Source organism: Lacticaseibacillus huelsenbergensis, assembly GCF_029726355.1.
GTDB lineage: Bacteria > Bacillota > Bacilli > Lactobacillales > Lactobacillaceae > Lacticaseibacillus > Lacticaseibacillus casei.
On the sequence record NZ_CP120687.1, the window covers coordinates 1,359,669 to 1,374,206 of the forward strand.

Below are 14,538 nucleotides of genomic sequence, written 5' to 3' on the forward strand. Positions count from 1 at the left end.
GGATTTACGCGACCTGTACGCAACATTTAAGTCACCGATACGAAATTTACAGAGGCTCAGGCAAAGTAGGGTTCGTCAATCGTTAATTGCCGCTGGTCAAAGTCAACGGTTGCCTTTAAGCCGTACGGTAAAATGGTGCGCGGGTAAGCGTGACCGAAGTTGAGGTTGTATAGAATCGGCGTTTGATAAGAAGCCGTTACGTCCAAAAGCACTTGTTGGTACTCGGTAAAATAAGTTTCATTTTGCGGTTTGCCAACCAAAATGGCGCGTACTTGCTGCAGGACACTGTGATCATCAAGATGCCGTAGAAATTGACGATACGTCGTTGGATCGATTTTTTCCTCAGAGGTTTCAATGAAGAGGATTTTGTCTGCCCAGGATTGCGGGAAAAGGTGATACTTCTCGGCAACTTGCGGCTCATCGGAGTAGCGGACAGGATATAGCAAATCGTGAAGGCTATCAAGACACCCGCCGAGCAAGGTACCGGTGATGCGGCCATGACCGCGTAAGGTTAAGTAGCCGTGCTGCTCATGATGGGCTTTGCGCGGCACGCCTAGCTGATCGGCGGAAAAATCGGTTCGCTCTTCATACCATGTCGGACTGGATGTGATCGCCGTGGTCGCCGGGTTTTCAAAGAAATGGTGAAAACTGGCTGCCGTGTAAGGCAGTAACTGCTTATCCAATTCGGCCAGATCGTTCAGGAAGTTTGGCCCATAAAAGGTGGTCATCCCCAGTTGGTAGAACATGAGATGATCGATGGTTGTGTCAGAAAATCCCGTGAAAATTTTCGGGTGATTTTTGACCGCTTCAATAAATTCCGGGTCATCAAGTAGATACGGCACGATTCGATAAGTATCATCGCCGCCGATTGCACAAATAATGCCTTTGATGTCCGGATCGGTCATGGCGGTCTTTAAATCAGCGGCCCGAGCTTCGGGATGCGCTTTTAAATAGGCCTGTCCGCGTAAAGCGTTGGGCATAAAACGCGGCACCAGCCCCATTGCTTCAAGGCGTTTGGTCCCCAGTTCCCGTTGATGCGCGGCAAAGGCTTCCCCTAGTGTCCCTGCGCTTAGACTGACAATGGCAACTTGCTCATGTTGATGCAACTTCGGTGGTTTGATCATTTAACATGCCTCCTTTGGCAATGATTGAGTCTATTATTCATGATAGGTCAGGCACATGCAAGCAGGATTGATTTTCGCGATTCGTTAAAGTTGTGTTTCTACCCGGCATGCTGGTAAGATCGAAGGGTAGCTAGTGAATGCGTGAACGAGGGGATAAATCATGTATACCATTCAAACTGCCGCAACGGTTGGGGCAAGGGGCACGGTGATCACGATTGCACCGCCGATTGAACGGATTCGACCAGGTGATCCGATTCGGCTTAATGGCAAAAGGATTGGCAGAGTGCGCGCGATTGAAAAAGCCAATCATCCGCACCATGTTAACGACAAGCCGTGCACCGGATTAGTGATCACGATTCCGGTCAAACCCGGTGACACCATTGAGTTTCCGCAATCACCACGCAAGTCATAACGCCAGCGGATTGGCGGCGGCGCGACTATTTGATGAATGTGAATAAGCATCCACATTCATTTAAAATAAGCGTAACGCAAAAAATCGGTCTTAACCCACAAGGACTCGTCATGCGAGTTATTGTGGTTAAGACCGATTTTTTAATGTAAATGAGCTAGTCGGCTGACGCGGCCGTCATAATGCCGGCTTCAGTCATCCCGTCTGCATACAGTTTCAACTTGCCATTAATAATGTCCATGACAAGATCGCCATATTCAACACCGTCTGCTTCGGCTTCTTGTGGCAAAAGCGATAGCGGCGTCATGCCCGGCAGGTTGTTGGCCTCAATGACCCATACGCCTTTATCGTTAGCAAAGAAATCGATGCGGCCATAGTTTTGTAAGCCCAAAACATCCATGGTTTGCAGCGACACATCTTTCATTGCCTGATGGACGTCTTCATCTAAATCTTTTGGCGGGGTGATGAAGTCGGTGTATCCGGCTTGGAACTTGTGCTTGAAGTCATACCAGCCAGAATGGACTTTAATCTCAATGGCCGAGAAGGCGCGCCCGTTGACAACGCCTAACGAGAATTCGCGGCCTGGCGTGAATTCTTCAACAATCGCACTGTTATCGAAGCGGAAAACGTCAGCGATGCCACTTTCCAATTCTTCCTGGTTGTGGGCGATGTGCGTGCCGACACTGGAACCGCCAGACGTTGGCTTAACGACAACCGGAAAATCAAACGGCACCTTATGTTCGCCAGGCTGATTCCGTTTGAATTCCTTAAACGCAGCGGTCTGGATCCCGTGGTACAACATGATCTCCTTACTGAAGACCTTGTTCATGGTCATCCCTGAAGCCAGCGGACCGGAGCCGGTATATTTGACATTGTTCAGATCCAGCGTTGCCTGCACCTTCCCGTTCTCACCGTCACCGCCGTGCAAGGCCAAAAAGACAATGTCTGCGGCTTTGCAGATCGCTAAAACATTCGGGCCAAACAGCTGTGTGCTGCCATCTGTCCGTAACTTATTGATGTCAGCGTCAGTCAGGATGGCATCCGAAATCTTCAGATCCTTACTGGTGTTGGCGTCGTCAAAAACCTGGTCGACCGTTTTTCCTTCGAGGTCGTAGCCTAGAAACAGGTCAATAAAGGTGGCCTGCTGCCCTTTTTGTCGCAAGGCGTTTGTGATCCGGTAGCCGCTTGAAATCGACACATTGCGTTCCGTACTCCGGCCGCCTGCTAAAACGACAATTTTCATTGATAGTACCTCCACGTATTATCCGAGTTTGATAGAAACTACAGTTTAGCACAATCCGGTCTAACCGGCGAGAACGGCGCTTGGATTTGCGGTAAAATTAACCGAAATGAAAGGGATTACTAAAATTCGAATCGCCTTAAATTTGAGCAAAAGACTGCAGCAGTGTTAACGAGCGCAGTCTAAGGAGGTCACCATGCAATATTCGTGGTTAACAATGCCCCAGCATCGTTACTTACTGGTAGCTGATCAAGGGAAACTTATTTTTGTCGGGTCGCCTGATGCTGACTTGCAAGAAGCAGAGCACTATGTAGACGGGCCGTTTGAGTTTAATGACGAGGCGATGGAACCGTTTCAAACCGCCCTGACTGCTTACCTCACAGGAAAAACGAAGGCAGTGACGGTGCCGGTAGCCTTTCATGGCACCGCGTTGCAGCAAGCTGTCTGGCAGTACTTGCTAACGATTCCTTATGGTGCGACCAGAACTTATGCGCAGGTCGCAGCAGGAGTCGGTCACGACCGCGCATTTCAGGCAGTCGGGCATGCGGTTGGCCAGAACCCGCTTATGATGGTGATTCCTTGTCATCGGATTTTGCGCAAAGACGGCGGGTTAGGCGGTTTTCGCGGCGGCTTAGCGTTGAAACGCAAGCTGCTGGCGCTTGAACAAGGGGAACGACCACTCTTTTGATCATAGCGGGAATTTCCATAATTTTTTAAAGGGCGATGCGAAAGGTTCTATTTTTATATCAGGATCTTGTATACTGGGTTAGACAAACTAAAAACAAGGGGATATTGAGACATGAAGATTATCGCTTACGGTGCGCGAGTGGACGAGATCCAATATTTCAAGCAGTGGGCCAAGGAAACCGGCAACACGCTTGAGTATCATACCGAGTTCTTAGATGAGAATACCGTTGAATGGGCTAAAGGCTTTGACGGGATCAACTCGCTGCAAACAACGCCTTATGCAGCCGGTGTTTTTGAAAAAATGCATGAATACGGCATCAAATTTCTGGCGATCCGTAACGTCGGCACCGATAACGTTGATATGGCGGCTATGAAGCAATACGGCATCCGGCTAAGTAATGTTCCGGCGTATTCACCAGCGGCCATTGCCGAGTTTGCCTTGACCGATACGTTGTACCTGTTGCGGAACATGGGCAAGGTTCAGGCACAGCTGCACGCAGGCGATTATGAAAAGGCCGGCACCTTTATCGGTAAGGAACTTGGCCAGCAAACGGTCGGCGTGATGGGCACCGGACACATTGGTCGGGTTGCGATCAAACTCTTTAAAGGCTTTGGTGCCAAAGTCATTGCTTACGACCCATACCCAATGAAAGGCGAACATCCGGACTTCGAGTATGTCAGCTTGGAAGAGCTCTTCAAGCAAAGCGATATCATCGATCTTCACGTTCCCGGTATCGAGCAAAATACCCATATCATCGATGAAGCAGCATTTGACTTGATGAAACCCGGCGCTATCGTGATCAACACGGCTCGGCCAAACCTGATTGACACGCAGGCCATGCTCAGTAACCTTAAATCCGGCAAGCTAGCCGGTGTTGGCATTGATACTTATGAATATGAAACCGAAGATCTGTTGAACCTAGCCAAACACGGCAGCTTCGAGGATCCGTTGTGGGATGAACTGCTCGGCATGCCAAACGTTGTCCTCAGCCCACATATCGCGTACTACACGGAAACCGCGGTGCACAACATGGTTTACTTCTCACTGCAGAATCTGGTTGACTTTTTGACCAAGGGTGAGACGAATACGGAAGTAACGGCACCGGCGAAGTAAGGATCAAAGTTAAAACGTGCACGACTCATTGGCGGCTTTGCCAGTCAGTCGTGCACGTTTTTGATTTTTAATGATCTTCAACATTCACTTCAAGTGTCGTATTAAAAGCAGTTCGCCACTTTTGACCGATTGCCGGACTGATTTTTGACGTTGCTTTTAACAACGAATTCACATCTTCCTCGGCAAATTTAGAACCCATTATCTTGAACTGACAAAGCTTCTTCAGAAGATTTGATTGTAAACGAATGAAAAAGTAGGCTTCTGGCAAATGTTGTTCATTTAACCGGTCAAGCGCGGTTAACGCATCGGCATACTTGTGTCGGTGGTAGAGCGACGAGGCTGTTTTATAAAGGGCTTCAGAAAAAAGATCTTGTTGGTTCTGATGCTTTTTTGTCGAAAAGTGAATTAAAAGTAGTCGGGGATAAAGTTGCTCGAAAATGGTTGTCTGGATAAATGGCACACAGTGATTGTAGACCATGTATTCTAATCGATACCAGGTATCTTGCTGGAGAAGGTAAGCTTTGACGAGTTCTGCGTCTGGTTTTGAAAGAAATGAATGGGGATGCTGAATTTTGATAATTGTTGCGGTCACAACGATTGCTCTTAATTTATAGAAAGGTGCGTTCGTTTTCGTATACTGTCTTTCAAGTTGAAGTTGATATGAGTGCAATGCCGTAACATCTTGTTCTAACGATAATCGGGATATTCGGTCTTCAAAAGAATCATTTGAAATGTCAGTGATCGGCAATTGACTTTCCCGTAAATCACTTAGGAGTTCGCAAAATTCTGCCGGGTCTACTTTCAGGTTTTTGAGTAACTGGGAAAAGCTCTCTAACGAAATGTCGGATTGACCATTTTCAAACTTTGAGATTGTACTGATGCTTAAATTGTCAGCAACGTCTGAAATTCGCAAGCCTCTAGAAACACGTATGCTTTTAATAAGCTGTCCTTTGGTGTATTCGGTCATGGCGCAAGCGCCTCCAATTTCATATATGCAAGTATTTTAGCAATCCTATACATACTTTTATAATACGAAAATATATAAAAACTGTGAACTTTTTGTGATAACTTAGTTTTTGTCAAGAAGGTATGCGACTTTCCATTAATGAATGAGATTTAAAGAAAAAATTTTTGAATGAAAACGCATCAATATGTTGAAACACAGAGGAAAGCAAAATATAGAAAGCGGCATATCCTTTTGCAAATCGTATTGATGTAGCCCAAGCATAGGAGGATATTATGGCAAAATCCAAGCAATTAACTGTAGCTATCGTTGCTCTTGCATCAGTCGCAGGTTTTTCTTTTAGTCAGATTGAGGTTAACCACGTTGCGGCGGCAACAACGCCGAGCAAATCAAACGTGGCGTCTAACACAGCAAGCACTTCTGGAATTGATCCGAATAATCCGGTATTACCAGATCAGTCTAAGACGAGGTATATTGATGATTCGCAAGTTCTCGAAACACTAAAGGCAAAAAATCCTACTGCTTATAACAAGATTCCTCAGGCAACGATTGACAGCATAGAGAATAGTGGTTTGCTTCGGCAAGGAGGAACTTATGCGAAGGTTACAAGTGATGGGATTACCATATATATAAACTCTGCACTTGTGACTGTTGCGAAGATCGCTGGTACAGCTGCTATTTCAACTGCTCTTGCATCAGTACTTGACGTTGAAGAAGTTGGAAAAAAATCAGCAGTATTTATTACATCGTCTATGACTGGTATTCTTGATCAGTTTTCAGCAGAACGAGGTATCTGGATGCATTTTACTAATTATGACCCTGGTTCTACAGGTGAAGGGAATCTGCTTCTAAGTAGTTGCGGACAGCAGTAAGACAAAAATAGGCAGTTGTCATTACAGATTTCCAATATAAAAATATTGACTGTTGCGAAAAAAGCGTTCATGTATGGTGGGGGTGGCCAAGATTAAGATCAAAATGACGACACCAAAACTCGTTGGGATTTGTGTGATTATCGGTGCTCTCATTGGGGTGATTGCTAAATATCTAGCCAACTTGGTAGCTAATTCCGTGCTTGAGTGGGCGATCAAAATTGGTGCCCTTGCCGTTGGGGGACTGGCCGGCTATGAACTCTGGAACCATTTTGAAAACAAGAAGAATTCCAAATTGTGAACATGACAAGTTGATTTATGTCGCGAACATTCTGTAAGAAGTTCGTGTACGGAAAGTCGTGATCTTGAAAGGAGCAGCACACAGCAACTGAAAAGAGTGGTTGGATTAAGAAAAAAATGACAACGAAAAAGCTCGTTTGGATTTGCGCGTTTGGTGGTTATCTTTTTGGTGAACTTACCGGTCGCCTAGCCAAAATGGTAAGCAATGGCGTGCTGTCATGGAGTATTAACATTGGCTCTATTGTCGTTGGGTCATTGGTCGCATACGCATTCGGGCACCACTTTGACAAAAGGGAAAAATCTAATTCTTAAACATGACAAAACGCGCTGCCTCCTGTGGATTAGGAAGCGGCGCGTTTTAATATGCCAGCTTTAAATAGAATTAGTGATGACTCTGTGTCACTATCTTTTCGAATGTGTTGGCAACATTCAAATCAAACAAACGGCCGGAACTGTGCCAGCACAAAGCCCGTAACGGTCACCAGTGCGAATGCAGCAAGCGCGCTCCACAGGATGGCTTTACTTAGGTGCTGTTGCTTTTTACCTGCAAAGGCAACTTCGATTAAACCGATTAAACCAATAGCCAACAAAATTTTGACGACTGTCAGCAAAGGGTTGCGGTCGAATGCGAAACGCATCAACACCACACCAGTCACGATCGAAACTAGGTAACAAACTCGCGCGATCATCGTCCACATGACAAACTGCCGCGTGTGACTGAAAATGGCAATCCCAGCTGCAACTGCCAACACTGCCCATGAAATAAGATGTAGCCAAAGCCACATAAAGAAAACCTCCTCAGATCAGCAAAAGTATTAGTTACACTATACCGCTTTTTCTGAAAAAACGGACGATATTTGGGTGTTGCCAGTAAAACACGAACATTAACGATGACTTTTTGAAAAATAAACGTATTTTCTATTGCAAGTTGATGTGTTCTTCGGTAAACTTTTCATATTCAAAGTTTAGGGGAGCGTGTCATGGAAAACTTTTTTCATTTGAAGCAAAATAAAACCACGCCGATGACCGAGGTCATGGCGGGGCTGACCACATTTTTTGCAATGTCATACATTTTATTCGTTAACCCTCAAGTACTATCACAAACCGGGATGCCGGCGCAGGCAGTTTTCCTCGCGACGATCATCGCGAGTGCGGTTGGCACGTTGGTTATGGGATTGTTCGCCAATGTGCCTTATGCTTTGGCACCGGGCATGGGCCTGAACGCCTTCTTCACGTACACGGTTGTCTTCGCCCTTGGGTTTAGCTGGCAGGAAGCCTTGGCGCTTGTCTTCATCTGTGGCGTGATTAATATTTTGATCACTGTCACGAAGATTCGGAAATTGATCATTGTGGCGATTCCGGAAACCATTCAACATGCGATTGGTGGTGGTATCGGGGTTTTCGTTGCGTATATCGGGATCAAAAATGCCGGTTTTCTGCAGTTCACCTCCGAAGCATCAAGCATTAACACGATTAATGGTCAGCCACTGAAGGCCGGTGCGTTGACCCTCAAACATGGGGTTGAATCAGTTGTTTCAAACGGTGGGATTGTGCCGGCACTGGTTAATTTCACTCAGGCCGGTGCCGTGTTGGCCTTGATCGGGTTGGTCATCATGGTCATCTTGAATGTCAAAAAGGTGCCTGGTGCAATTTTAATCGGGATTCTGTTGACAACGATTATCGGGATTCCGATGGGTGTCACCGATTTGCATCTCAGTGCCGCAAATTCCTTTGGCAGCACGTTTGCATCGCTTCAAACAACCTTTGGCGCGGCTTTCTCGGCTAAGGGGATGGGTTCGCTGTTCACGAATCCGGATAAAATCGTGTTGTCCATCATGACGATTTTTGCTTTTAGTTTCTCGGATATTTTTGACACGCTGGGCACCTTCATCGGGACCGGCCGACGTACCGGGATTTTCTCTGATGCCGATGAGCACGCTCTGGAAGAAGGATCAGGCTTTTCATCGAAAATGGATCGGGCACTGTTCGCCGATTCGATTGCGACGGGCGTTGGGTCGATCTTCGGAACCAGTAACGTCACCACTTATGTTGAAAGTGCCGCTGGTATCGGTGCCGGTGGTCGAACCGGTTTGACTTCGGTCGTTGTTGCAGGGATGTTCCTGATTAGCTCGATTTTCGCGCCGTTTATCGCCATTGTGCCGACACAGGCGTTGGCACCGGCGTTGATTCTGGTCGGGATTATGATGATGAGTACCTTCAAGGAAATCGAATGGGAGGATCTGTCACAAGCCATTCCGGCGTTCATGGCATCGATCGTCATGGGCTTTGTCTATAACATTTCATACGGCATTGCGGCGGGCTTCATCTTCTACTGCCTGATCAAGCTGATCACCGGTAAAGCCAAGGAAATCCATCCGGTTCTGGCCGTAGTCACCGTCGGCTTCATCTTGAACTTTGTCATTCTTGCAGCGTTATAAAAGCACGCAAAAACCACTGTCAGGCGGCAGTGGTTTTTGCGTGAACGCGTTCAAAAGCGTGGGCTATTTTGGACGCTCGGCGAAAGACTGAATCTATGCTATGCTCATTTCGAGGTGATTAACAATGGCTCTTAAAGCAATTTTCCATTTAGATACAACTGGGCGCTGGCCCCATCTGGCTTCGAATCTGACTAACTTTTTGACGGCTGAGCCAAATGCTGATCTGGAAGTTCTGGTGAACGGCGATGGCATTACCGTTTATTTTGATCAGGAGGTTGTCGATTTCATTGCTGCCCATCCGCAGGTGAAGTTCTTTGCCTGCCACAACTCGCTAGCGCAACGTCACTTGGATGAAAAGCAGTTGCCGGCGACCGTGGCAATTGTCCCGGTTGGCGTGGTTAAGCTGGCGCAAGCAGAAACGGCCGGCTATGCATATATTAAGCCGTAAAAGTAGCTTAAAGTTTTTCAGCTGGTTGTGGTTCCGTGTTGAATGGGACTAGATTGCGTTCGATGGCGGCGCGCTGATCTTCCAAAAACGGCGGCAATTCAAGGTGAACGCCGGCTTGTTCGTAAGTTTCATCAAGCAAGAAGCCCGGGCCATCGGTAGCAATTTCAAAAAGCAGCTCAGGAATTGGGCGGAAATATTCAGACGCAAAGTAGAACCGATCGACGAAGCCGGAAGCATCCAAGCCGGCTCCGCCGATTTTTTTGATCCAGTAGTGCAGGCTATCGCGATCGTCTGTCCGAAACGCAAGGTGGTGAACACCGCCAAAGCCTTGATAGGCAGCGGGAATCAGACGTTGATAGTCAATGATCACTTGCGCACCATGACCGCCGTGATTTAGCTCAAGTAAAGTATATTGGCCGTCTTTGGCGATCTTTTCAAAGCCAAGTAGATCGGTCATGATGCCGATGAGTTCCTCATAGTGATCGGTGGTGATGTACTCGGGACCGAGGCCGCTGATCGCAAACTCCGGCGGCACGGGTGAATGCCGCCACGGCGTACCTGCAGGGATGCCATGGTTGTGTTCATCGCTAATCAGCTGATATTGTTGGCCATCAAAATCGTGAAACGGTAATATTTTGGCGCCGAATAGTTCGGTGATCGCGTCATGGCGCACACGTTGCTCGTCAAACCGTTTGACCCAATAATTGAGGGCGTCATCGGATGACACGCGAAAACTGGTGCGGGCAATTTCGTTGTTGCCATGCTGGGCTTTTTGGATGCCGGGGAAGTCGAAAAACGTGATGTCCGTTCCCGGAGTGCCCATGTCATCAGTAAAATACAGATGATAGGTGCGGACATCATCTTGATTGACGGTTTTCTTAATGAGATGGAGGCCTAGAATACCACTCATAAAGTGAAAAATCCGTGGTGCGCTTGACGTAATAGCGGTTAAATGATGTAAACCGGTTAATTGATTAGGCATGATGGGCACTTCCTTTTGCTTATATTTAGTAAGTGAAAGGTACCATGCTGCCCACCAAATTGCAAGGGCTTGCGTTTTCCTTAAGTTGATTAAGCTCTTTTCAAAATGTTGTGACCGGCTGCGCTATGGCTCTGATGACATGATATGCTCACCTCATTAACGTAAATCCAGGTAAAGGAGCCCGAGGCGAACATGTTTAACTTTTTAGATAATCCGGATGAATATAAACGGTTGATGAAAATGGAAATATTGATCACGGTCGTTGCCGTGGCTGCCAGTGTCGTGCTCTTCAACTTTGGCGTGCTGACTGGGGCCTTGTTTGCGACCATCGCTGCTGCATTCTTCTTGATGGACGCAATCGTCGAAGGGCTGCGACTGTTAGGAGCATCATGCGGATTCAGCCGCTTCATCGGTACAGCCGTCGCGATCCCGGCATTGGCAGGCTACTTGATGGTGATGATCGCCCGCTTCCCAATTGGCATAGCGTAACGGTGTGAAGGGTATCAGCGGCATAACAGCTGACCAAGCACAAAGACTACTCAAAAAGCGATCTCCGACATGGGGATCGCTTTTTGAGTGTCGCTGGATTGATCTGATCAGAGCTACGCCACTTTAAAAATGAAAGTCCTCTTTATCCGCCACCGCTTCGGCCGTGAGTTCATAACGAACCAGCGGCACCTTACTGCCATCGGGGAGGGTGCGTTCATGCCGATAATCGCCAACCTGCGTGAAGAAGTTGTCGGTTAATAACTTCGCGGCGCGGTCATTACTTGCTGGCAAAATGACATAAACCCGCTTAAGGCCAAGCTCGAAAAAGGCAAACCCGATCATGCGCTTAAGCACTTCGCTCATAATGCCTTGCCCTTGATAAGCAGCTAAAGTTTCAAAACGAATCTGCGCAACAGTCTTCTTCTCGCTAAAGTTCCAGATGCAGAAGCTGCCAAGAAAATCATTCGTGCTCCGGTCTTTAATGCCATAAAGCAAGGCATTATTACTCATCACCAGCCGCATCGAATGATTAATGTAACGCGCAGTATCCGTAATCCTTTGGTCAAATTGACGCCCGGACTCCGCGGCAATCTGCTGATCAGCTCGCAGCTGAAAAACGTCTTTAATCTTAAAAGTCGTCAGCCAGTCCATCGTGTAATGAACCGACATAATCGGATGGTACTTTTCAAAACTCTGCATAGCTTTCCTCCATGATCATGGTGATGACGTAAGCTTACCATAAAAGAGGGTGAGCGTGAGCCGGCGCGCTTAGGAGTCGGAGTGTAAGTGGCCTTGGGCGTGATGGTCGGGCTTTGACCATTGCGCCCAAGGTCCTTACACGCAGACTCCTGCGCCGGCGAACGCGTTATGGAGAAAGGACAAGTCACACGCATCCAGAAACCAAATCAAAAGTGGCCTCGGTCGCAATGGCCCGGTCTTGGCCATTGCGACCGAGGTCCTTACACGCAGGTTTCTGGGCTGGCGAACGCGTTATGGAGAAAGAGGCAAGTCACGCCCAGTTAGAAGCCGGGATGCAAGCGGCCTCAGGGACAATGGCCCGGGCTTAGGCCATTGTCCCTGAGGTCCTTACACGCAGATCCCTGCGCTGGCGAACGCGTTATGGGGAAAGGAACACCCCGGCACCTTGCCGTCACTCCCAACACGAGCCCATTGTAAATGGCATGAACCATTACCACCCGATTTACGAACCGCACCTATCTACCGTTATAAAAGAAATGGTTTGCGGTTTGTTTTTAACGATTATGAGTAATTTGTGAAAATGTTCTTTAGCAACCATTAAAGAACAATTTCACAAATTGATCGCAGCTGACCGGACTAACCGAATTAAATTGACGCCGTTTTCAAGTTGATTTTTAAAATCTTGTATACCAAAGAAATTAACGGGATTAGCCGTTATTTTTTTATTTTTTAAGCCTATAAATAAAAACTGAAAATGACAAACGTCAGAATCGCCTTATATAATCAATAACATTGAGAAAGGGGTGAAACAAATGAAACAGTTTTTTTTTGGCTTTTGTCAGGTGTCATGCTGTTGCAACCACTTACATTAAATGTCGGTTCACAGGCAGCTTCATCAACACCTAGCCCAGTCTTAAATGAAGCGTCGGTTTCACAACCGGATCAACAGGCGCCATCTACTAGCGCCGAAAGCAAGCTTGAGACAAGTAGCGAAGCATCGACGAGTTCGAATCAAGCGATCGCGAGCAGCACCAGCGCGGCGTCTGCCAGTCAGCCGATCGCGAGCGATACGACTCACGAAGCGCTAACTGATCAAGCCGACGACTCAGCGACCCCGAAGCGGCGGCAAAAAAGAGCAGTTCAAGCAACAAGCTCCACTCAATCCTCACCTTTTCTAGTAGGAACTGCTCAAGAATTGGCAGCCGCCATTAAAAGTGGTGAAACGCATATTCGCTTAACCGCTGATATCAATATTGGCGCCGCCGCTATCCCGGTTCGCCAGTCGGTCATCATTGATGGCGATCATAAATACACCTATATGTACAATGGCGGCCTAAACTGGCACCGCGGCATTTATTTCGCGGCCAGTGGCATCCAGATTACGTTTAAAAATATTAAAATCGGCAAGGCTTCTGTTAAACATTCAGCTAATAACTACTACGGCATTGCGCCGGCAGACAATAGTATTAAAAACAGTCAGATCATCATTGAAAATGTCGACTATTACTCAGATTATGGGGCGCAACCGATTCACATTCGCGATAAAAGTAACCAGATTATTTTCAGAGGCAAAAACAATTTTTATACGACGAAAAACCCGGGGTCAATCCTCATCCAGGAATTTGCCGAAGCCACTAATTTTTTATTTGAAGAAGATTCGGACACCACTATCACCTTAGCCAAAGGCGAGGTTCTGGGAACCTTTTGGCCGTCAACCGGGCCGTTGAATCTGGAACTAAAGAAGCGAGCGCGGTTGAAAGTCGATACCACCAATGCGCTTGTCTACACCGGCATCGGCGCAATCCACAACAACCGTATCGTCATTGGTGAAGAGGCGGTTCTGGATGTTAAGACGAATAGAACGAACGCTGGTAACTTAATGTTCTATAACCATGATCTGACCATCGATGTTCAAAGAAATGGCCAGTTATTAGCCGAAACGGTTAGTGCAACCAATTTCAATAGTAACTCCAGTATCAATCTAGGGCCGGGAGCGAAAGCAAATTTAAAAAACGTCAATGGCGATTTCTTCAAGAAAGGGAAAGGCACCATTACGCTTGATAACGCCGATGAATTAACACTTGAAACCGGAAAATGCGGGGGAACGAGTCCCACCGGTTTGGTTTCCAGTAAGGCCAATGTGCGGCTTGAACCTTTTAACCAAGAAACAAAAGGGTACGGGGTGCATGCTGACGGTCAATTACTGACAACCCAAACCGGTGACGATGATTGGATTTTTAACGGTAAGCATGTAAGTCGGCAACCAACGGCACTTCCCACTGATGTTGCAAACCAGGTGGGCAATGCTTCGGTTTTTAAATTAAAGCGGCAATTGGTTCCGAAACCAGCAGGCAAGCTAGCCGTCATTAGTGTGCCGGATTTGGATTTTGGTAGTCAAACGGTCACGGGATTAACCCAAATCTTACGGCCACGGGTTCAAGGCAGCTTGAAAATTGAAGATTCGCGCACGAATGGCTCTCAAAAATCGCGGCTCTATCTTAGAATGGCGCGCCCGTTTAAAAACGGCAATGTGGATGCGACCCGGTGCCTAACCTATACGAATCAGGCCGGTCAGGAACAAACTTTATCCAGTCAGGCGATTCTTGCTGAAGTGAATGTGGGCGTCACGGAACGCGACGTTAGCAGTGAATGGAATACCGCCATTGATAGCTCGGCTCGCGGGTTCAAATTGACCCTGCCGATTGAAAAGCAAAAAATCGGTAGCTTCTCGGGAGAACTGGATTGGTCGTTGCAAGACGTGCCAGGAAATTAAGA

General features: G+C 47.2%; 15 protein-coding genes. 9 read left to right on the top strand and 6 right to left on the bottom strand.

Going from position 1 to position 14,538, the window contains the following annotated elements; genetic code table 11:
• Window positions 1-56 precede the first annotated feature (56 nt).
• Window positions 57-1,124, bottom strand: a complete 1,068-nt coding sequence (locus tag LHUE1_RS06100; RefSeq protein WP_277848278.1) for a S66 family peptidase — start codon at window positions 1,122-1,124, stop codon at window positions 57-59.
• 160 nt (window positions 1,125-1,284) lie between these two features.
• Here LHUE1_RS06100 and LHUE1_RS06105 point away from each other — a divergent pair, with 160 nt between their 5' ends.
• Complete coding sequence (locus tag LHUE1_RS06105; RefSeq protein WP_010489986.1) at window positions 1,285-1,536, top strand: MlaD family protein; 252 nt, start codon at window positions 1,285-1,287, stop codon at window positions 1,534-1,536.
• A 154-nt stretch (window positions 1,537-1,690) separates the two neighbouring features.
• Here LHUE1_RS06105 and LHUE1_RS06110 read toward each other — a convergent pair whose 3' ends face one another.
• Window positions 1,691-2,776 carry a D-alanine--D-alanine ligase family protein gene (locus LHUE1_RS06110; RefSeq protein WP_010489984.1) on the bottom strand — a complete coding sequence of 362 codons (1,086 nt, stop codon included), beginning with the start codon at window positions 2,774-2,776 and terminating at the stop codon, window positions 1,691-1,693.
• A gap of 193 nt (window positions 2,777-2,969) precedes the next feature.
• Here LHUE1_RS06110 and LHUE1_RS06115 point away from each other — a divergent pair, with 193 nt between their 5' ends.
• Together LHUE1_RS06115 and LHUE1_RS06120 are read left to right on the top strand one after the other, a co-directional pair.
• Window positions 2,970-3,461, top strand: coding sequence for a methylated-DNA--[protein]-cysteine S-methyltransferase (locus LHUE1_RS06115; protein ID WP_049172961.1), 492 nt, complete (start codon window positions 2,970-2,972; stop codon window positions 3,459-3,461).
• A 111-nt stretch (window positions 3,462-3,572) separates the two neighbouring features.
• Complete coding sequence (locus LHUE1_RS06120) at window positions 3,573-4,574, top strand: D-2-hydroxyisocaproate dehydrogenase (protein ID WP_049172960.1); 1,002 nt, start codon at window positions 3,573-3,575, stop codon at window positions 4,572-4,574.
• Between the two features lie 67 nt (window positions 4,575-4,641).
• Here LHUE1_RS06120 and LHUE1_RS06125 read toward each other — a convergent pair whose 3' ends face one another.
• Window positions 4,642-5,541 carry a helix-turn-helix domain-containing protein gene (locus LHUE1_RS06125; protein WP_049172958.1) on the bottom strand — a complete coding sequence of 300 codons (900 nt, stop codon included), beginning with the start codon at window positions 5,539-5,541 and terminating at the stop codon, window positions 4,642-4,644.
• A 272-nt stretch (window positions 5,542-5,813) separates the two neighbouring features.
• Here LHUE1_RS06125 and LHUE1_RS06130 point away from each other — a divergent pair, with 272 nt between their 5' ends.
• Window positions 5,814-6,410, top strand: coding sequence for a hypothetical protein (locus tag LHUE1_RS06130; protein ID WP_049172957.1), 597 nt, complete (start codon window positions 5,814-5,816; stop codon window positions 6,408-6,410).
• A gap of 82 nt (window positions 6,411-6,492) precedes the next feature.
• The gene (locus LHUE1_RS06135) at window positions 6,493-6,708 is read left to right on the top strand and encodes a hypothetical protein (RefSeq protein WP_152902794.1); all 216 of its coding nucleotides are present in this window, start codon (window positions 6,493-6,495) and stop codon (window positions 6,706-6,708) included.
• 433 nt (window positions 6,709-7,141) lie between these two features.
• Here the strand turns inward: LHUE1_RS06135 and LHUE1_RS06140 are convergent, their stop codons facing one another.
• Window positions 7,142-7,492, bottom strand: a complete 351-nt coding sequence (locus LHUE1_RS06140) for a YisL family protein (protein WP_049172954.1) — start codon at window positions 7,490-7,492, stop codon at window positions 7,142-7,144.
• A 195-nt stretch (window positions 7,493-7,687) separates the two neighbouring features.
• Here LHUE1_RS06140 and LHUE1_RS06145 point away from each other — a divergent pair, with 195 nt between their 5' ends.
• Both LHUE1_RS06145 and LHUE1_RS06150 read left to right on the top strand, forming a co-directional pair.
• A complete protein-coding gene (locus LHUE1_RS06145) occupies window positions 7,688-9,145 on the top strand; it encodes an NCS2 family permease (RefSeq protein ID WP_049172953.1) in 1,458 nt (485 codons plus the stop codon).
• 124 nt (window positions 9,146-9,269) lie between these two features.
• Window positions 9,270-9,593, top strand: a complete 324-nt coding sequence (locus LHUE1_RS06150) for a DsrE family protein (RefSeq protein WP_049172951.1) — start codon at window positions 9,270-9,272, stop codon at window positions 9,591-9,593.
• 7 nt (window positions 9,594-9,600) lie between these two features.
• Here LHUE1_RS06150 and LHUE1_RS06155 read toward each other — a convergent pair whose 3' ends face one another.
• On the bottom strand, window positions 9,601-10,575 hold the full coding sequence (locus LHUE1_RS06155) for a ring-cleaving dioxygenase (RefSeq protein ID WP_217774432.1): 975 nt from the start codon (window positions 10,573-10,575) through the stop codon (window positions 9,601-9,603).
• A gap of 192 nt (window positions 10,576-10,767) precedes the next feature.
• On the opposite strand from LHUE1_RS06155, the gene LHUE1_RS06160 reads away from it, so the two are divergent.
• Entirely contained in the window at window positions 10,768-11,064 is a 297-nt protein-coding gene (locus tag LHUE1_RS06160; protein WP_049172946.1) for a hypothetical protein, read from the top strand.
• A 123-nt stretch (window positions 11,065-11,187) separates the two neighbouring features.
• Here the strand turns inward: LHUE1_RS06160 and LHUE1_RS06165 are convergent, their stop codons facing one another.
• On the bottom strand, window positions 11,188-11,763 hold the full coding sequence (locus tag LHUE1_RS06165) for a GNAT family N-acetyltransferase (protein ID WP_049172944.1): 576 nt from the start codon (window positions 11,761-11,763) through the stop codon (window positions 11,188-11,190).
• A gap of 835 nt (window positions 11,764-12,598) precedes the next feature.
• Here LHUE1_RS06165 and LHUE1_RS06170 point away from each other — a divergent pair.
• Window positions 12,599-14,536, top strand: coding sequence for a pectate lyase-like adhesive domain-containing protein (locus LHUE1_RS06170; RefSeq protein WP_390882701.1), 1,938 nt, complete (start codon window positions 12,599-12,601; stop codon window positions 14,534-14,536).
• Window positions 14,537-14,538 lie beyond the last annotated feature (2 nt).